Origin of the sequence: Actinoallomurus soli, from assembly GCF_024055715.1 — a bacterium.
GTDB lineage: Bacteria > Actinomycetota > Actinomycetes > Streptosporangiales > Streptosporangiaceae > Actinoallomurus > Actinoallomurus soli.
Window position 1 is genome coordinate 1 of sequence record NZ_JAMXMV010000002.1, and the last position, 17,527, is coordinate 17,527.

Annotated in this window: 17 protein-coding genes, 1 tRNA gene and 2 pseudogenes; 11 read left to right on the forward strand and 9 right to left on the reverse strand. The window is 68.4% G+C overall.

The features are described from left to right. Positions 1-454: 454 nt before the first annotated feature. From NDW01_RS05850 to NDW01_RS05860, 3 genes are all read left to right on the forward strand, one after another. A complete protein-coding gene (locus NDW01_RS05850; protein WP_252817417.1) occupies positions 455-1,039 on the forward strand; it encodes a hypothetical protein in 585 nt (194 codons plus the stop codon). An 841-nt stretch (positions 1,040-1,880) separates the two neighbouring features. After that, the gene (locus tag NDW01_RS05855) at positions 1,881-2,252 is read left to right on the forward strand and encodes a hypothetical protein (protein ID WP_252817419.1); all 372 of its coding nucleotides are present in this window, start codon (positions 1,881-1,883) and stop codon (positions 2,250-2,252) included. Positions 2,253-3,003: 751 nt separating this feature from the next. Further along, the gene (locus NDW01_RS05860; RefSeq protein WP_252817421.1) at positions 3,004-3,654 is read left to right on the forward strand and encodes a hypothetical protein; all 651 of its coding nucleotides are present in this window, start codon (positions 3,004-3,006) and stop codon (positions 3,652-3,654) included. Between the two features lie 390 nt (positions 3,655-4,044). On the opposite strand, the gene NDW01_RS05865 is transcribed toward NDW01_RS05860, so the two are convergent. The 5 genes from NDW01_RS05865 to NDW01_RS05885 form a co-directional block, all read right to left on the reverse strand. Beyond that, on the reverse strand, positions 4,045-4,386 hold the full coding sequence (locus tag NDW01_RS05865) for a hypothetical protein (RefSeq protein WP_252817422.1): 342 nt from the start codon (positions 4,384-4,386) through the stop codon (positions 4,045-4,047). A gap of 156 nt (positions 4,387-4,542) precedes the next feature. Then, on the reverse strand, positions 4,543-5,142 hold the full coding sequence (locus NDW01_RS05870; protein ID WP_252817424.1) for a TRADD-N-associated membrane domain-containing protein: 600 nt from the start codon (positions 5,140-5,142) through the stop codon (positions 4,543-4,545). 529 nt (positions 5,143-5,671) lie between these two features. Beyond that, a complete protein-coding gene (locus NDW01_RS05875; RefSeq protein ID WP_252817426.1) occupies positions 5,672-6,370 on the reverse strand; it encodes a hypothetical protein in 699 nt (232 codons plus the stop codon). 151 nt (positions 6,371-6,521) lie between these two features. Next, the gene (locus NDW01_RS05880; protein WP_252817429.1) at positions 6,522-7,682 is read right to left on the reverse strand and encodes a type III PLP-dependent enzyme; all 1,161 of its coding nucleotides are present in this window, start codon (positions 7,680-7,682) and stop codon (positions 6,522-6,524) included. Between the two features lie 22 nt (positions 7,683-7,704). Next, positions 7,705-8,193: a UTRA domain-containing protein gene (locus tag NDW01_RS05885; protein ID WP_252817431.1), complete on the reverse strand. Its 489-nt coding sequence runs from the start codon at positions 8,191-8,193 to the stop codon at positions 7,705-7,707. Between the two features lie 6 nt (positions 8,194-8,199). On the opposite strand from NDW01_RS05885, the gene NDW01_RS05890 reads away from it, so the two are divergent. The 7 genes and pseudogenes from NDW01_RS05890 (at position 8,200) to NDW01_RS05915 (ending at position 12,365) form a co-directional block, all read left to right on the forward strand. Further along, entirely contained in the window at positions 8,200-8,778 is a 579-nt protein-coding gene (locus tag NDW01_RS05890) for a hypothetical protein (protein WP_252817433.1), read from the forward strand. Positions 8,779-8,796: 18 nt separating this feature from the next. Next, the gene (locus NDW01_RS05895; RefSeq protein ID WP_252817435.1) at positions 8,797-9,165 is read left to right on the forward strand and encodes a hypothetical protein; all 369 of its coding nucleotides are present in this window, start codon (positions 8,797-8,799) and stop codon (positions 9,163-9,165) included. After that, positions 9,162-9,293 carry a hypothetical protein gene (locus tag NDW01_RS42725; protein ID WP_256511078.1) on the forward strand — a complete coding sequence of 44 codons (132 nt, stop codon included), beginning with the start codon at positions 9,162-9,164 and terminating at the stop codon, positions 9,291-9,293. The genes NDW01_RS05895 and NDW01_RS42725 overlap by 4 nt, the downstream gene beginning before the upstream one ends. A 101-nt stretch (positions 9,294-9,394) precedes the next feature. Next, a pseudogene (locus NDW01_RS43705) lies at positions 9,395-9,637 on the forward strand (replication initiator); the annotation flags it as partial. After that, a pseudogene (locus tag NDW01_RS43710) lies at positions 9,585-10,819 on the forward strand (replication initiator). The pseudogenes NDW01_RS43705 and NDW01_RS43710, both read left to right, overlap by 53 nt. After that, complete coding sequence (locus NDW01_RS05910; RefSeq protein ID WP_252817441.1) at positions 10,816-11,007, forward strand: helix-turn-helix transcriptional regulator; 192 nt, start codon at positions 10,816-10,818, stop codon at positions 11,005-11,007. The pseudogene NDW01_RS43710 and the gene NDW01_RS05910 overlap by 4 nt, the downstream one beginning before the upstream one ends. Next, on the forward strand, positions 11,004-12,365 hold the full coding sequence (locus NDW01_RS05915; RefSeq protein WP_252817443.1) for a tyrosine-type recombinase/integrase: 1,362 nt from the start codon (positions 11,004-11,006) through the stop codon (positions 12,363-12,365). Before NDW01_RS05910 ends, NDW01_RS05915 begins: the two co-directional genes overlap by 4 nt. A 213-nt stretch (positions 12,366-12,578) precedes the next feature. Here the strand turns inward: NDW01_RS05915 and NDW01_RS05920 are convergent. Continuing rightward, a tRNA-Tyr gene (locus NDW01_RS05920) sits at positions 12,579-12,660 on the reverse strand. Between the two features lie 159 nt (positions 12,661-12,819). Between NDW01_RS05920 and NDW01_RS05925 the strand changes: the two genes are divergently transcribed. Further along, positions 12,820-13,311: a YajQ family cyclic di-GMP-binding protein gene (locus NDW01_RS05925; RefSeq protein WP_252817444.1), complete on the forward strand. Its 492-nt coding sequence runs from the start codon at positions 12,820-12,822 to the stop codon at positions 13,309-13,311. Positions 13,312-13,566: 255 nt separating this feature from the next. On the opposite strand, the gene htpX is transcribed toward NDW01_RS05925, so the two are convergent. The 3 genes from htpX to NDW01_RS05940 are packed head-to-tail and all read right to left on the reverse strand — an operon-like array spanning position 13,567 to position 17,477. Beyond that, complete coding sequence (gene htpX, locus NDW01_RS05930) at positions 13,567-14,424, reverse strand: zinc metalloprotease HtpX (protein WP_252780148.1); 858 nt, start codon at positions 14,422-14,424, stop codon at positions 13,567-13,569. A 60-nt stretch (positions 14,425-14,484) separates the two neighbouring features. Next, on the reverse strand, positions 14,485-15,942 hold the full coding sequence (locus NDW01_RS05935; protein WP_252817446.1) for an NADH-quinone oxidoreductase subunit N: 1,458 nt from the start codon (positions 15,940-15,942) through the stop codon (positions 14,485-14,487). Continuing rightward, positions 15,939-17,477 (reverse strand): complex I subunit 4 family protein, encoded by a 1,539-nt coding sequence (locus NDW01_RS05940; protein ID WP_252817448.1) that lies wholly within the window; start codon positions 17,475-17,477, stop codon positions 15,939-15,941. Before NDW01_RS05940 ends, NDW01_RS05935 begins: the two co-directional genes overlap by 4 nt. Positions 17,478-17,527: the final 50 nt, after the last annotated feature.

A 17,527-nucleotide genomic window follows, 5' to 3' on the forward strand; every position in this document is an offset into this window, starting at 1 on the left:
GCAGCAACGGCTCGATCCGCTGCCAGGCCGCATCGGTTAACTCATGTCGCCGGACCATGACACACCATCAAAGCCCGTCACAAGATCGACCTCAGCCGAACGCCAAGATCTACCGGACACGCCCTAGACCACCTGGCCCTCTGCACCATTCTCCGCAAGGGGCAACTTGCCTAGCGACTGGTCTTGAATGTGGGCACGCGAATACGCGTTCCGACGCGACACGCCTGTTCTTCGCCGAATTCCGCTGTATCAGACGAAGCCGGCGGCGCTAGCGCCGCCGCAGGCCGCCCACGCCGCACACCCTACGGGCGTGCGGCGTGGGAGTCGGCCCCTCCGGCCGTGCCGGAGGGGGCGGCCCCGGCAACTTCTCTTGTTCGCCTAGTAGTAAATTCTCCGGCCGGTGCTTGGGGCCAGGCCCTCGCGCCTTCGAGCAGGAATGCGACAGAATCACCAGGTGGATCAGGGCCTTGGTGTGTTGCTGGGAGCGGGCGTCGGAGCGCTCGGGACGGCAGTGACGGCAACGTTGACCGCCTGGTGGGCGCGGGGCCAAGCAAAGCTGACCGCTGATGCTCAACGAGAGCAAGCCCAGGCCCAGGCTCGCGTTGATCACGCGCGCTGGCGACGGGAAACTCGCAGGGATGCTTACGCGGCCTTCTTGGACACCGTCCATGCCGTTCATGATCGGGCGGAACGGGCTCGTAGTGCAGTGATGAACGATCCAGGGCGCTTGATCGAAGGCGCGTCGACCTTCATGCAGGAAGCCCAGGCGCTGCGCGAGCCCTTGCGAGCACGGTGGGCGGTCGTCGCGATGGAAGGCCCGAAGCCAGTGGGGACGGCTGCGAAGACACTGCTGGACCGGACCAGCGACTGGCTTGTCCACGTCGAGGTACTGATCGCAGTTCATGGGCAGGGAAAGTCCCAAGAACCATTCGAGGAGGCATGCGCTTCGGCGTACCACGATGTGCATGCGGCCTTGGTCAAGTTCATCGCAACGGCAGAGGCGGTTCTGGACGCGTCGCCGGTCGCTGCTCCGAGTTGAGGTAGGCCGAACGCAGATCCCTTCACGCGCTCGTGCCGTGCTCGTACGAAGAGGGCACCTTCGGCAAGGTCCGCCCCTGGACTCGCGGCGGGTGAAGATCGAGAATGCTCCGTGCCTCGGTCTGGTCCGCCCGTCTCGGCTCGGCTGGCGGCTGCCGACGGTGTTGTGCCGATTCCACCGATCCTGGGGGAGATCCTTCGGGCGCACATCGCGGTTCGCGACGGCAGAGGATGGCCGGCTGTTCCAGAGCGAACGGGCAGGTCGTCTGCTCGACCTCGTACTGGCGTGTCTGGGCCGAGGCGCGGGCCATCGGTCCGTCTCCGGAGTGGGCCGCCTCCCCGGTCGCTCGGCCGCCGTACGACCTTCGACGCGGCGGTGTCACTGTGACTCAGCTCCGGCGTTCCGGCCACCGAGGTCGCGGCGGACCGGCCACAACGCGGGCGACGCGAGCACCGTTCTTTGCTGAATCCCGCTGTATTGGATCAAGGCGGCGGCGCTCGGCGCCGCCTCAGGCCGCCCGCCCGGCAGGCCCTACGGGCGTGCGGCGTGGGCGCCGGTCCCTCCGGCCGCGCCGATCGGGCGGCTCAGCAGACGAAGACCCAACCGCGGATTCCCTCCAGCGTCACCAGCTTCGAACCGTTCTCGCGGGACGGCCGCAGGGCCGCCGGCCAACTTCACTTCGTTCGCCCTCCGGGTCGCCTACGACGATTGGCAGGCCACCCCGCTCACCAGGTCATGGGGCACTGTCTAGTGGTGTGGCTCGGGCCGCTGTTCGGGGAGCTATGTAGGTTATCGGCCGGTCGCCACCGGATGTGCGACCTGTCTACGGGAAGGTTGGCGCATGACGAAGCAGGACGTGCCAACCGATGGGCAGGCGTTGGAGTCGCCACCACGAAACTCGGTGGCGCTGGGGGTGTTCCTTGGCGTGGCGTCTCATCCCAGGGTGCCGTTCACGGTGGTCGAACTGGCAGGTCGTGGCATCACGGCCGACGCGGCTGCAACTCGATGGATGCTGGAGGTTGGAAAGCCGTCCCTAGACGGTCTCACGCTGGCCAACAAGGTCATTGAGTTTGGCGAGTGGGAAGAGCGACTCATTGACCTTTGGCGAGCGTTCAGAAGCGGCGATGTCGAGACTGCGCTCTTCGAAACCCGCCTGGCTGAGATCGTCACCGCTATGGAGGAATGGCCGTCCGATCCGGACGGTCGAGGCTAAGACCGGGTGCGGCCACCACATGCCTCCGGCGGGGGCCTCCAGGCTCGGGGATGGAGTCGGACCGCACGCGGCGCACGATGATCGCTGGCTAGGGTGGAAGCCGGGTCATCCCCTCTGCCTCCGTCCCAGGACAAGCCCAGCAGACCAGACCCCACGGGTCGAGGTCGTTCGTCCGTGGGGCGCTCCACCTCGGCCCGTGGAGTCTGGCCCGCTTCCCCTCCGGGGTGGGACGAAGGCACAAGGGATGACCCGGCGGGGGTGATGTGGGGTGGGCACGCCTGGAACCAACAACTCGCGCCGTGCCACACGCGTGCCAGATAGACCGGTGATCAAGAGAGAGTCGCGGTGAACCGGGGATCATGAAAGCGAAACGGCCCCTGACCGCATCTCTGCTGGTCAGGGGCCGTCCCACCTGATGTGGCGGGTCCAGGATTCGAACCTGGGTAGGCTGAGCCGACGGATTTACAGAGGGTCGGCGTTCTCGTCCCAACTTCCTCTCTGACCTTGGAAGACACCGGCGGACCTATGTCCCGGCATCGTCGTCATCCCGCGTATATCCCGCGTGCCTCCGAGATCGAAATGTCGGACGCGTGCGCCGAGTGTCAGCAGCCGGGCTTGGCGTCGGACGTCGCCGCCGAGCCGAGCAGAACCGTCGGCCCCACCCCCGTAGAGGGTGGAACGGCGACTGACGAGATGGGCAGGGCTAAGGGTTCCTCTTACTTCTGCGATCTCGTTCGGCCATCATGGCGGGATGACTTGGGACTGGCTTGCACCCACAACAACTGGCGTCGTAGGGCTGGCGGGCCTAGTGGCGACCTCTTTGACTGCATACACACAACAAAGGAACCAGTTGAAGGTTCTTAGTATTCAACGCTCACACAATGAGGGCGATACACTAAGAGCAGAAAAAAGAGATGCATATCTCAAATTCCTGCAATGCCTTAATGAGGTAACGAGTGCGATCTATGGAAATCTACCCGATTCTACCAGTATTTCGTACGGTAAAATTGTGGCAGAGGCACACGAAAAGCTATCATCTGCGCTCGATGAGCTAGAGCTCGTCGCACCGGAATGGGTAGTTCGTTATGCACGGATCCTCCAAGCTAGGGCACTTCAATGGCTGACCGCCATGCGCTTCGATGCAGAAGCTGGAATGAGTCAATATGAAAGAGTGATAGTCTCTCGTACCTATCTTATGACGGCAATCAGGGCCGACATGTTTGGATACGGTCGAGATTCCGCCGAGAAGGCAATTGAGAGAATCAAGTCTGGCTATAAAGAGGAAGGGTTCGGACAGAAAGACCTAACGGATCAAGTGGTGAAGGCTTGGAATGACGCGATTGAAAGCCGCAGAAGTTCCAACAATGAAGGCCGTACGCCTCCTGCCGAATCAGAAGGCTGAGCCGCCGAGGCGCCCCGACGGCCTTGGAGGCCCCGACTAGCGGAGGGCTACCGTCGGGGCAGGGGGAAACGGACGCCATCCCGCGCATCTCCTGCGCGCGCTGCTCATGCTTTCGGGTGCACTCTTCATTACGAGTCATGCTAAGCACGTCCGCAGCCGTCCAGATCTGACTACCGACCTGCGTTGTCGTGCTCTCGGGTGTCCACGCCCGTCCGGGGACATCCAAGGTGGTTGTTAGCGCGGGCGTTAGCAAGGTGGCCACCGCGCACGCGGCCGGCTAGCCCCTGTCCGGAGTGCTTTCCGACGCGGACCCGTGAGACGATGTGACAGACGGCTTCGCGCGGGTGTGGGAGCGTGGCTGTAGGTCAGTCCTAGACGGGGTGGACGTCATCAATAGGCGTACTCGTCGATATCCAGTTCCGCGCGCGTCAACCGGAGGAACTCCAGCGTCCTGGCGTCAAGATGCCAGCCCAGCAACTGGTGCTGTCCCCCAACCTTCTCGAGACCCTCAACCGGGTTGGTGTCCTCTTCTTCCTCGCCGTCCGGATGCTCATATATCCCAACGACTTGCAGCCTGCTTGCGCCTGGTTGTCCATCCATCCGGTCAAGCTCGGCGGCCAAGGCGCCGATGCGCTCGGCATGGGCGAACAGCCTGTCCGCGACCCAGAAGCACCTCCTATCGATGAGAGGAGACGTATCTGGTCGGCATCGCTCAAGTGAGGCGAGGACCACCGGAGATAGAGGACAAGCTGACCCGGACCGCAGGGCCGGCTACGGCCCGAGGACCGGAAGCAGCGCGTCAGCCGATCGCCCCGGCCCCGTGCAACGCCCAACCACCCACGGCGATCGTCACGACCTGTGCATCTATGAGTGCCGAGGTTGCGTCTCTCACGGCTCAATCTCTCGGGAGGCTTGCTCGTCGCCAGGCATCAGCCGGTTGATGGTCACGCCTGCATCGGGGTCCAAACCGAGCAACCGCATAGCAGCGAGGGACTTCAGCCGGTCTTGCAAGTTGGCGTCGGCGACACGGTCAATCAGTGCAAGCGTCTGCTCATGAAGCACGTCGCTGCGCATCTCGTCTCGCAGACGGTTTGCTTGTTCGGTCAAGTGCTTGCGCGCCCTGTTCGAGTGGATAGCGAAAGCGCCGCCGCATGAAGTGATCAGTAGACCACTCAAGCTTGTTAACGCGGGCAAGTAGTTGGAGTGCTGATCGGCGAGGGCTAGGGCGCCGCCTACGAGGAGGATCACCGCACCGGCGGACATGAAGATCACGCTCAGTCGAAACGTGGTTTCGGCCTGTTTCAATGCTTGGTTGAGGAAGCTGAAGAAGAAGTTGACTCGCTGCTCGTCGACCTTTGGTTGCGGTGCGGGGCTCCAGACGTAGTTCTGGTAGAAGTCACCGCCCACCGAGAGGTTACCGATGGAGTGGTGGACAACTGCCTCGTCGCGATCATCATCATCGTCGGGCGCGCTCGTTACCTTCGCCATTGCCTTGCAGGCTCCCTTTATTAGTCGCTTGCCGTCAGTGTAGGTCGTTCTGCGTCTCATACCGGTGGCACCGGAGCCAGGTCGATCCCATCGAGGGTAGAGCTGTTCGATGTGCTACAAGCGTAACTATTTGGGACTGGGCGGCCGGCCGGTTCGGGCCGGGATCGGCCCGCAGAGGCCGCACGCCCGGCCCGAGGGCCGGTCGGCCGCCGGCGGCCCGCGTAGCGGGGCGCCCTTGAAGACGTAGAGAAAGTTCTCATCCGGGCGGGCTGTCCGTTCGGTCTTGAATACGTCAGAGCCCCCGGTGCCGTGCGTCGGTGGTTCGGGGGCTCTGGTCGTTGGCCGCGGGGTGGGTCTAGGGCCTGTCCGGCGGATCATGGCTTGAGTCAGAGGCGCCCCACCCGACGTCGGCCGCCGCATTGCGAAGGTCCGCCTCGTGTCGGTGATCCTCCCTCGCCATGAGCCGGCGCGCTCCGCGGACACGCTCGGCCGGCCCGTCAGGACCCGCCTGGCCAGGTTCGAGGCAGTCCTACGGTTGCGGCGAAGGCTCCCCAACCCGCCCGCCGGCGGGGTGCCTTCGGCGCGAACGGGCTGTTCCGGACAGCGGTCCACACGTGATGCTCGCCGCCATGAGGTGACCGACGGCCAGCACGGCGAGGAGCGCTTTTAGGACCTGCTCCGCAGGCGCAGCCGGCCGCGGGCCGAGCTGAGGACGGACCTTGTCCTGGGGGTCGGTGGTGACCTGCACGGTGCTGCCGACGCGGGGTTCGCCGTCGACGGAGAACGACCTGCCGTCGTTCAGCCGGACGTAGACCCCGACCTGCTCGGGAGCCCCGCTGTCGCTGGTGGAAGTCTTGATCCCGGTGACCACACCCGTGGACGTCACCCCGCGATCATGCAGGATCCGCTGCTCGACCTCCCGGTCACCGAGTACGCCGGCCGTGAACGAGCAAGCGACGACGACAACGACACCGGCCCAGAAGACCACCCAGCGCGCTGTGCCAGTCTGGTCCTCCATCCAGCAGTCTCTGACGAACAGGTACACCATCGCCATGGCGAGGTAGAACATCAGGCCCGCGAACACGAGGACGAGGGTCAGACCGTGCTCGTTCGCACGCCACGCGTACTGTTCGAGCCTCAGCGACAGCAGCGAGATCCCCAACGGCACGGCCGCCGCCAGCACGCACCAAAGCGACCACACCAGCGCCCAGGCCGCCTTTCCCGTCACGTGACTCCCCATCCGACCAGCCTGACGCGACAACGACGACCTCCGCAAGAGCCCGGCCCTGCACAGCACACGGCACGTCATCCCCGATCCGGCACAGAACCGCTCACAGGCGGGCCGGGGACGTATACCTGCTGCAGCCCCCGGACAGGCCCTAGTCGTCGCTGAGGTAGTGGTGGCCTGGCTTGGGGTGCATCAGGAAGTCGTGGTGGGAGATGTTCCAGGCGTAGGCGCCGGCCATGGAGAACGCCACGAGATCGCCGATGGCAAGGTGGTCGGTCGGGACCTGGCGGGCGAACACGTCCTTGGGTGTGCAGAGTTGCCCGACGAGGGTGACGGGCTGGTCGTCGACGGCGGGGCCGCTGCCCCCTCGGGGCAGTACGACGAACGGGTGGTTGTGCTGCTTGGTCACGGGGGTTCGGATGTGCATGGTCCCGCCGCGCAGTACCGCGTACCACTGGCCGTGGGCCTTCTTGACGTCCAGGACCTCGGTGACGTACCAACCGGCGTAGACGCTGACGGCGCGTCCTGGCTCGATCCGAAGCTTCTCCCCCGGCTGGGCCAGTGCTGCGACCTGGCGGGCGTAGCCGGTCCAGTCGAAGCGGTGGGCGGGGTCGGCGTAGTCGACGGCCATGCCGCCGCCGAGGTTGATTTCCGGGTCGGTGACGTCGGCCTTGGCGAGCCAGGGCCGTGCCCACTCCAGGATTTCCCGGGACTGGTTGACCATCGCCTCGGCGTCCAGCCCGGACGCCAAGTGCGCGTGAATGCCGCGTAGGCGGACGTGCGGGTTGTCGGTGAGGGTGTCGCGGCAGTCCTCGATGAGGTCGGGGTCCATGCCGAACGGGCCGGACATCGCCAGGGCGACGCCGGTCCGGTCCCCTGCCAGGTTCACCCGAAGGAGGATGTCGACCTGGCGGTCATGCTCGCGCGCCAGGGCGGCGAGGCGGGACAGTTCGTGCGGGGACTCGACGTGGATGCGCTCGACGCCCAGTTCCAGGGCGAGCCTGAGTTCGTCGTCGGTCTTGCCGGGTCCGCCGAAGGCAAGCCGGGCGTCGGGGAGGATCTGGCGAATGTGTTGGAGTTCGCCGCCTGAGGCGACCTCGATCCCGTCGACGTGCGGGGCGATGGTCCGCAGGATGGGGGCGTCGGGGTTGGCCTTGGCGGCGTAGAAGATCTCCGGTGCGCCGGGGACGGTCAGTGCCTGCCTGATGCCGGCGGCGTCGGAGGCAAGCGCGTCCAGGTCGTAGACGAACGCGGGCAGCTCGCTCGCGCCGGCCAGGTGTTCGGCGTGCTTGCGCACGCGTTCGGTGATCACGCGTCGGTTCTCCTTCAGCTGGCTAGGCGAGCGGAAAGTCAGTCTCGATGATCAGGTAATGCGCCGGCGTGACCGTGGTGGTGACCTCCACGGCGGTCCCGTCCGCGGTGCGTCCCACGTGGAAGATGTCCAACACCGTACGTTCGGGGCTGATCGCCAAGGCGTTCGCCTCGGCCTCGTCGGGCAGGCGGTCGCGAATCCGCTCACTGGCGCGGGTCTGCTTGTATCCCAGGTCGGCGAGCGCGGACTTGACTCCGCCGACGATGACCGGGCCTGGCTTCTCCAGGACGGTACCGTCCGCGATTGACAGCGGGAACCATGAGGCGTTGAGGACGACCGGGATGCCGCTGGCCAGTAGCCGGCGCCGCCGGACGAGGCAGTTCACCTCGCCGGGCGGGAGTCCCAGCGCGTCGGCGATCTCCTCGGGTGGTTCGGCGTGTTCGACGGTGATCTCGTGCGTCGGCTCCAGGCCGAGGGCTTTGACGACACCGCCCGCCAGCACGGACAACACGGCTGGATGGCCTGGGCCATCGCCGTCTGCATCGACCTGACCTGCGTCATGGCCGCCCGCGAACGCCAGCGGGACCGGCGCACGGGTCGACGTACCGGCCCGATCTCCTGGCCGTCGCTGGTCCTGGCCGGCGGGGTGGTGCTCTCCTTGGCCGCCAACCTCGCCCAAGCCGAACCCACCCCCTGGGGCTGGCTCACCGCAGCAACCCCGGCAGGCGCCTTCCTGGTCGCGGTCTCGATGCTCGAACGACGCTCCACCGGTCGACGCCCGGCCGAGGCTCCCTCGTCCTCGTCGGCGATGGGCGCTGTCGACTCGTCCCCGGTGCCGCCGTCGTTCGGACGGCCGTCCTCGGACCTCGTCCTCGTCCGGGACGACCAGGACGACGCGCCGAAACAGGACGAGCGCCGGGACGAGGCTGCCTCGGCGGGTGGTCCGGCGGCCGAACTGCTCACCTTCGCCCGCCGCGTCGCCACCGAACACGAACAACGCCACGGACGCCCCATCACCCGCGACGCCCTCCGCGCCCGCCTCGGCGTATCCAACCAACTCGCCTCTGACCTACTCCGCCAAATCCGCACCGCCTGAAGAAAGGGAACCCACGTCATGACCGCACAACCGATCGTTCCCGGTGACCTGTTCGCCCGTCACCAGACCATCAAGGGCCTGCGCGCCCTGGCTGACTTCCTGGAAGCCAACCCCGGCGTTCCGGTCAACCCCTACGGGTGGGATGTCAGCTACTACGCCCGCGGCACCGACGAGCACCAGGCGACCGAGGTCGACCGGATCGCCGCGCTCCTCGACGCCCTCCCGGTCGACGAGCGGGACGACGGCGGCCACTACACCGTGACCAAGACCTTCGGCCGGATCACCTACACGGCCGTCCACATCCCCGCCCGGCGCAGGGAAGCTCACGAAGCGCTCATGAGCTACGCCCCGGTCTTCGAAGCGGCGACGCGCGAGGAAGCCGCGTGACGGACCTCGACGACGAGCGTCCGGCGCTGGTGCCGCTGGTGGAGCACTGGGCGTGCTGCCACTGCACCGGCGGCCTGACCTCCGAGGGCCAGACCTGCGAGCACTGCCAGGGCCTCGGGTTCGCCTGAGGCTCTGACGCCCCCGGCGTGGCCACACAACCGCCAAGTCGTCCGCCACGTCGGGGGCCATCCCTCCACCGCTCCAAAGAACGACAGGAGACCCCTCCATCTTGCCTGCTGCCGTCCCCTCCCCGCTCACCCTCCGCGACATCGCCCGCCGCGCCACCTCACCCGACTACCAGCGCTGGGCCGCGCAGATCCGCCGGACCGGCGGCTGCGCCCAACCCATCCACCTGCGCGGGCGGGTCGACTACCGCGACCCCCTCACCGGCGCCCTACTCCACCGCTACTCCACCGCCCATGAACCGGACGGCGTGCTGCGGGTGGCGTGCAAGACCCGCCGCGCGTCGCGGTGTCCGGCGTGTGCGGAGGTCTACCGCGCCGACACCTACCAACTCGTCCGCGCGGGCCTGGTCGGCGGCAAAGGGCGTCCCCGACACCGTCACCGAGCATCCGGCGGCGTTCGTCACCCTCACGGCTCCCTCGTTCGGGCCTGTCCACACCCGACGCGAAAAGGCCGGCGTCATCCAGCCGTGCCACCCCCGGCGCGACCTCGACGACTGCCCGCACGGGCGTCCGCAGTCCTGCACCGACCGGCACGGGGCCGACGATCCGCGGCTGGGCGAACCGCTCTGCCCGGACTGCTACGACTACACCGGCTCCGTCCTGTTCAACGCCCTCGCCCCCGAACTATGGCGACGCTTCACCCTCGCCCTGCGTCGGCGGCTGGCCAAGGCGGCGGGCCTGCCCCTCGCTGAGATGCGGGCCGTGCTGGCCGTGTCGTTCGCCAAGGTCGCCGAATACCAGCGGCGCGGCGTCGTCCACTTCCACGCCGTCATCCGCCTCGACGGACCCGACGGGCCTGGCCGACCACGTCCCCGCCCGCCTGGGCGACCGGGACGCTCCTCGACGACGCGGTACGCCATGCCGCCCAAGCGGTCACAGTGACCACGCCCGCGGCCGAGGACGTACCGGCGCGCTCGCTGGCATGGGGCTCGCAGGTCGACGTACGACCGATCACCACGACCGGGGAACTCACCGACCAAGCCGTAGCCGGCTACATCGCCAAATACGCCACCAAAGCCGCCGAATGCGTCGGCACCCTCGACCGGCGCATCCGCCCGACCGATGACCTCGACCGGCTGAACATCCGCGACCACGCCCGGCGGCTGATCGCCGAGTGCCGGCGACTGGGCGGGTTGGCGGAGATGGCCGATCTCCGGCTTGCGGACTGGGCCCACATGCTCGGCTTCCGCGGCCACTTCTCGACCAAATCCCGCCGCTACTCCACCACCCTCGGCGCACTCCGCGAAGCACGCGCGGCCTACAACCAGCGCGAACACGACATCACCACCGGCCGACTGCCCCTCTTCGATGACGACCAGGTCCTCGTCATCGCGCACTGGGACTACGTCGGCCAAGGCCACACCCCTGGCGAAGCCTTCCTATCCGCCGCGCTGAGCGGCAAGCCATTGCCCCCTCTCGACTCCACCGGCGCAGGCGGAACCCTGCCGGAACTCATGGAGGTCATGTGAACAGACGAGACGAGCTGATGACCGTTCCCGAGGTCCTGGCCGAACTCGGCGGCGTCTCGCGCCGAACGTTCTACCGCTGGCGCGAACTCGGCAACGCTCCCGCCGGCCTCAAGCTGCCCAACGGCGAGATCCGCATCTGGCGCAGTGAGTTCGCCTCCTGGCTGGAGACGCTGCGGGAGGCGGCGTGAAGTCGACTGACGTCAAGTTCTGGGACGTCCGCCGGAACAAGTCCAGCAAGACGGCCTCGTTCGAGGTTCGCTGGGTGGTCGCCGGTCGGCAGAAGTCCCGTACGCGGCGGACCAAGGCGCTCGCTGAAAGCTTCCTGTCCGACCTGCGGCAGGCGGCCAAGCGCGGGGAAGCCTTCGACACGGACACGGGCCTGCCTGAGTCGATGATGGAGGCCAAGCAGGCGGCTACGTGGCTGGCCTTCGTGCTGGCCTACCTGGACGCGAAATGGCCGCATGCCGCTGCCAAGTCGCGTGACGGTCTGACCGACTCCCTTGCGACGGTGACCCCGGCGCTCGTCGCTGATCGGCCCGGTCGGCCGGACGCCGAAACGCTGTGGCGGGCGCTGCGCCACTTCCTCCTGTCCCCCACCGATCGGGTCAAGGAGCGTCCCGCCGAGATCGCCTCGGCGATCCGCTGGCTTGAGCAGGCGTCCCTACCGATGGGCGCCCTCCGTGAGGCTCGGGTCGTGCGGGCCGGTCTCGATGCGCTCGCGTTGCGGTTGGACGGGAAGCCGGCTGCGGCGGCCACCGTGGCGCGGAAGCGGGCGATCTTCTACAACGTGCTTCAGTACGCGGTGGAGCTCGAAGAACTCGACTCCAACCCGATCGACCGGGTCCGGTGGAAGCCGGTGAAGGTCGCGGAAGCGGTCGACCCTCGGGTGGTGATCAATCCGGGGCAGGCGCGGGAGCTGCTGGCGGCGGTGACGTACATCGGGAGCCGCGGCGGCGGCCGACGGCTGATGGCGCTGTACGCCTGCATGTACTACGCGGCGCTTCGGCCGGCCGAGGCGGTGGCGCTCCGTCGACAGGACTGCCACCTGCCCGAGCAGGGATGGGGCAAGATCACGCTGAGCGGGTCGCGTCCCGAGGTCAACACCCGGTGGACCGATAGCGGCTCGACGCACGAGGAACGCCAGCTCAAGCACCGTTCGCGGAAGGATGTCCGCGTGGTGCCGATTCCGCCGGTCCTGGTGGAGATCCTGCGGGCGCACCTCGCGGAGTTCGGGACGGCGGAGGATGGCCGGCTGTTCCAGAGCGAACGGGGCAAGGTCGTCGGCTCGACCTCGTACGGGCGCATCTGGGCCGAGGCGCGGACCATCGGCCTGTCTCCGGAGTGGGCCGCATCGCCGGTCGCTCGGCGGCCGTACGACCTTCGACACGCGGCGGTGTCACTGTGGCTCAATTCCGGGGTTCCGGCTACCGAGGTTGCGCGGCGGGCCGGTCACAGCGTCGATGTTCTGCTCAAGGTCTACGCCAAGTGCGTCGAGGGCCAGGAGGAGATGGCCAACCGCCGGATCGAGGAGGCGCTGGCCGGCTGATCGTTCCTTACCCTGGAGGGGCTGCGGGATCATCCCGCGGCCCCTCCTTGGCGTCTGGGGTGACCTGCGGGAACGGCCGGATTTCCATCCCGCGTATATCCCGCGACCACCGGCCGGGGGCTGCTTCCGGTGGCATCCGGCTGCATATGTCGATCAAGAAACGGAACGGCCCCTGACCGCATCTCTGCTGGTCAGGGGCCGTTCCACCTGATGTGGCGGGTCCAGGATTCGAACCTGGGTAGGCTGAGCCGACGGATTTACAGTCCGCTCCCATTGGCCACTCGGGCAACCCGCCGGGTAAGCCGCCGTAGCGACGCTCAGAAGGATAGCGGACTCTGGGCCCAAGGGTGACATCGGTTTCGGTCGGCGGGGCACCGGCGTCGGTGGCAGTGGAGCGGGCGAACGCTTACTAGGCTCTCCAGAGAGATCGTCGTTATCCGTGAGGACATGAACCGTGGCTTCGGAAAGCTCTTTCGACATCGTGTCAAAGCTCGACCGGCAGGAGGTGGACAACGCTCTGAACCAGGCCGCCAAGGAGATCGCCAACCGGTTCGACTTCCGTAACGTCGACGCGGGGATCCGGTGGTCGGGCGAGACCATCGAGGTCCAGGCCAACAGCGAGGAGCGCGCCAACGCCGTCCTCGACGTCTTCCAGGAGAAGCTGGTCAAGCGCGGCGTCTCCCTGAAGTCGATCGATGCGGGCGAGCCCAAGGCGTCCGGGAAGCTCTACAAGCTCACCATCGGGCTCAAGGAGGGCATCTCCCAGGAGGACGCCAAGAAGATCAGCAAGATCGTCCGGGACGAGGGCCCCAAGGGCGTGCGGGCGCAGATCCAGGGTGACGAGCTGCGGGTCAGCTCGAAGAAGAAGGACGACCTGCAGTCGGTGATCACGCTGCTCAAGGGCAAGGACCTCGACGTCGCCCTCCAGTTCACGAACTACCGCTGACGAGGGCGTCGGTCCCGGCCGGTGCCCGTCCGCGAGGGTTCCTGAACGCCGCCATGACGCGCCTGGGCTCCATCCGGGGCCCAGGCCAGGCGGCCGGCCCCGGACAGGCGCCGTAGCCATGCCGGTCTCGGCGATCACGTCCCGGGGCCGGGCGAAATGCGCGGTGAAGGTGACCTCCGGTGGCCGCCTCGCCGCCGGAGTGGACCGCGTCTCGTCCTGCGCGGACGGGTCGTTGGTCGCACGGCGTGAGGCGTGTCACCTGCGGTAGCCGGCCATCTCCTCGAGGCGGGCGATGCGCTGGGCGGTCGGCGGGTGGGTCGAGAACAGGCGGACGACACCCTCGCCGCGGAACGGGTTGGCGATCATCAGGTGGCTGACCGCGGTCAGGCGGCCGTCCTCCGGCAGCGGGAGCCGCCGCGTGCCGCCCTCGATCTTGCGGAGGGCGGAGGCCAGGGCGAGCGGGTCGCCGCTGAGCTGGGCGCCCGAGGCGTCGGCCTGGAACTCGCGGGTGCGGCTGATGGCCAGCTGCACGATCGTGGCCGCGATCGGGCCGAGGAACATCATCAGCAGCGCGCCGAGCACGCCGGGGCCGTCCTCGTCGTCGGAGTTGCCCAGGGGGATGAGCCAGGCGAGGTTGGCCACCCAGGTGACGACGGCGGCGAGGGCCCCGGCCACCGAGGAGATCAGGATGTCGCGGTTGTAGACGTGCGACAGCTCGTGCGCGAGGACGGCGCGCAGCTCCCGCTCGTCGAGGATCTGCAGGATGCCCGTCGTGCAGCAGACCGCGGCGTTGCGCGGGTTGCGGCCGGTGGCGAAGGCGTTCGGCGCGATCGTGGGTGAGATGTACAGGCGTGGCATGGGATGCCGGGCGCCGGTCGACAGCTCCCGGACGATGCGGTACATCGCGGGCTGCTCGACCTCGCTCACGGGCCGGGCGCGCATCGCGGACAGGGCGATGCGGTCGCTGAAGAAGTACGCGACGCCGTTCGTGGCCACCGCGATGACCAGCGCGATGGTCAGACCCGCACGACCGCCCAGCGCGCCTCCGATGAGGAGGATCAGCGCCGACATGACCCCCAGCAGGGCGGCCGTCTTGACACCGTTGAAACGCACCTGCGGCACCTCCCCTTGTCCCCCTAGGATCAACGGGCTGACCTGGAGAAATGTTCCCCGTTAGGGGACGGCGAGCGCGGCCGCGTGCAGGACCAGTTCAGGGGCCGCGGAGACCACGACGGCCGCGGCCAGGGCGACCGCGATCGCGACGCCGCCCGCGCGGCCGGCCCGTACGCGCCGGGCCTTTCCGGCGGCGAAGAGCCGCGTGGCCCAGGTCAGGTAGTAGTAAAGGCCGATGACGGTGTTCACCGCCATGATCACGGCGAGCCAGGTCGCGGCGCCGCCGACCGCCGCGCGGAACACCACGACCTTGGCGAGCAGCCCCATGACGCCCGGTGGGAGCCCGGCCAGGCACAGGAGGAAGAACGCGAGGGCGAGGCCGCTGCCCGGGTTGGCACGGGCAAGGCCCCGGTAGGACTCCAGGTCGCGGATGCCGCGCCGGGCCGCGACCGTGACGACCGCGAACGCGCCGATGTTCATGATCGCGTACATGGCGACGTACGCGGCCGTGGCCGTCATCCACTGGTGCGGGCGGACGTGCGCTCCCCCGGCCATCGGGGCGAGGATGTAGCCGCTCTGCGCCACCGAGGACCACGCCAGCAGCCGTACGGCGTCGGTCTGGCGGAGCGCGAGGAGGTTGCCGAGCGTCATGGTCGCCGCGGCCAGCACGCCCATCAGCGGGCCCCACGTGTGGCCGTACGGCCAGAAGCCGGCGGTCAGCACGAGGGTCAGCCCGGCGAAGCCGCCCGCCTTCGAGACGACGGACAGGAACGCGGCGACCGGCAGCGGAGAGCCCTGGTAGACGTCCGGCGCCCAGAAGTGGAACGGCACCGCCGCGATCTTGAAGCCGAAGCCGGCGACGGTCAGGACGATGCCCGCGGCCGCCACGGGCCGCAGGTCGCCGTGGACGCGGGTCAGCCCGGCGGCCACCCGGTCGAGGTGCATCGCGCCGGTGACGCCGTACACGAGGCTGATCCCGAACAGCGTCACCGCCGACGACACGACCGACACGAGGAACAGCTTGAGCGCCGCCTCGGACGCCGTCCCGTCGTACCTCCGCAGCGCGACGAGCGCGAACACCGGCAGCGACAGCGTCTCCAGCGCGACGACCAGCGTGATCAGGTCCCGGCCCGCCGCGAGCAGCAGCGCCCCGAGGATCGCGGCGAGCAGCAGGAAGTGGTACTCCCCCACGGGCAGCGCCGATCGCCGCATCTCGCCGTGGGACAGCAGGACGACCACGATGGCCGCCAGCAGCACCACCGCCTGGAACAGCACGGTGAAGTCGTCGGCGACGTAGGAGCAGGAGACGTGCTCGCCGGCCCGCGTCGCGGCCGCGCAGAACGTCGACCGCCCGTGCCCGAACGGCAGCGCGACCGCCGCCGCGATCAGCGACACGGCGGTGAGCCCGCCGACGGCCTTCGCGGGCGCGCCGAACGCGTCGGCCAGCAGCACGGCCACGGCCGCCACCGAGACGATCAGGACCGGGAGGATCGCCAGGTAGCCGATGGACTGGATCATCGTGCCCCCAGGAGCAGGCGTACGGCCCCGTCGGTGAGGGCGAGGAGCGTCTTCGGCCACAGGCCGATGAACAGCGTGGCGGTGATCAGCGGGGTCCAGGCCAGCAGTTCGTGCGAGCGAACGTCGGCGAACCGTGCCGTGCGCCAGCGTTCGGCCACCGGGCCGTGGGTGACCCGCGACAGCAGCCGCAGGAAGTAGGCGGCGGTCAGCACCGCGCCGAGCCCGCCGACGGCCATGAAGGTGATGAACGTCGGCCTCGGCAGCCCGCTGTGCGGCTCGTACGCGCCGAGCAGTGCCAGCATCTCGCCCCAGAAGCCGGCCAGGCCGGGCAGGCCCATGCTCGCCACCGCGGCGAACGTGAGGATGGAGGCGAGGTACGGGGCCTTGGCGAGCATGCCGCCGCCGAGGGCGTCCAGGTCGCCGGTGCCGTACCGCTCCTTGATCGCCCCGGCGAGGAAGAACAGCAGGCCGGTGATGAGGCCGTGCGCGATGTTGCCGAACAGCGCGGCGTTCAGCCCGACGGGCGTGAGCGTCGCGATGCCGAGCAGGACGAATCCCATGTGCCCGATGGACGAGTAGGCGATCATCCGCTTGAGTTCGCGCTGCGCGAGGCAGGCCAGCGCGCCGTACACGATCCCGATGACGGCGAGGAGGCCGAGCCAGGGCGCCCAGACCTTCGCGCCCTCCGGCGCCATCGGCACGGCGATGCGGACGAAGCCGTACGTGCCCATCTTCAGCAGCACCCCGGCCAGCAGCACCGAGCCGATGGTCGGCGCCTCGGTGTGGGCGTCCGGCAGCCAGGTGTGCAGCGGCCACATCGGCGTCTTGACCGCGAAGCCGAGGGCGAGCAGCCCGAACGCGGCGACCTGCAGGCCGTGCGACAGGCCGGCGCCGTGCCGGGCGGTGAGGGCGGTCATGTCGAGGGTGTGGGCGTTCACCGCGACGATGAGGATGCCGACGAGCAGGAAGCCGGAGCCGAGCAGCGTGTAGAGGATGAACTTGTTCGCCGCCGCACGGGCGCGTGGCGCGGCGTCCTTGCCCGAACCGCCCCAGTCGGCGATCACGAAGTACATCGGGATGAGGACGACCTCGAAGAACACGAAGAACAGCAGGAGGTCGAGCGCGACGAACGTGCCCAGCATGCCGACCTCGAGCAGCAGGACCAGCCCGATCAGCGCCTGCGGCGACCCGCCCCGCGACCCGGCGGGGACCGGCAGCGCGCGGGCGGTGTAGACCATGCACAGGAACGTCAGCGCCGCCGTCAGCACGACGAGCGGCAGGGAGATGCCGTCGACACCCAGGTGGAAGCGGAGCCCGATGGACTTCGCCCAGGGGACGTTCACGCCGAGCTGCGCGCCGCGCCGGCCGTAGTCGAAGGCGGCCGCGGCCGCGACCGCCAGCACCAGCGTCACGCCGGACACCGCCAGGCCGTACAACCGCGCCAGGCGCGTCACCCGGCGCGGGCTCCCCGGCAGGGGGACGAGCATCCCCAGCGCCCCGAGGAAGGGCACCGCGAGCATCGCCGCGAGGATCATGTCGACACCGCCCGCTTCACCGCGACGATCGACCTCGGCACCGCCCGCTT

What these genes read in the sequence shown, in the direction of transcription:
- NDW01_RS05940 (WP_252817448.1), bottom strand. Translation starts at nt 17,477, where the DNA reads ATGATCCTCGCGGCGATGCTCGCGGTGCCCTTCCTCGGGGCGCTGGGG.
- NDW01_RS05870 (WP_252817424.1), bottom strand. Translation starts at nt 5,142, where the DNA reads ATGGCGAAGGTAACGAGCGCGCCCGACGATGATGATGATCGCGACGAG.
- NDW01_RS05855 (WP_252817419.1), top strand. Translation starts at nt 1,881, where the DNA reads ATGACGAAGCAGGACGTGCCAACCGATGGGCAGGCGTTGGAGTCGCCA.
- NDW01_RS05895 (WP_252817435.1), top strand. Translation starts at nt 8,797, where the DNA reads ATGACCGCACAACCGATCGTTCCCGGTGACCTGTTCGCCCGTCACCAG.
- NDW01_RS05860 (WP_252817421.1), top strand. Translation starts at nt 3,004, where the DNA reads ATGACTTGGGACTGGCTTGCACCCACAACAACTGGCGTCGTAGGGCTG.
- NDW01_RS05890 (WP_252817433.1), top strand. Translation starts at nt 8,200, where the DNA reads ATGGCCTGGGCCATCGCCGTCTGCATCGACCTGACCTGCGTCATGGCC.
- NDW01_RS05935 (WP_252817446.1), bottom strand. Translation starts at nt 15,942, where the DNA reads ATGATCCAGTCCATCGGCTACCTGGCGATCCTCCCGGTCCTGATCGTC.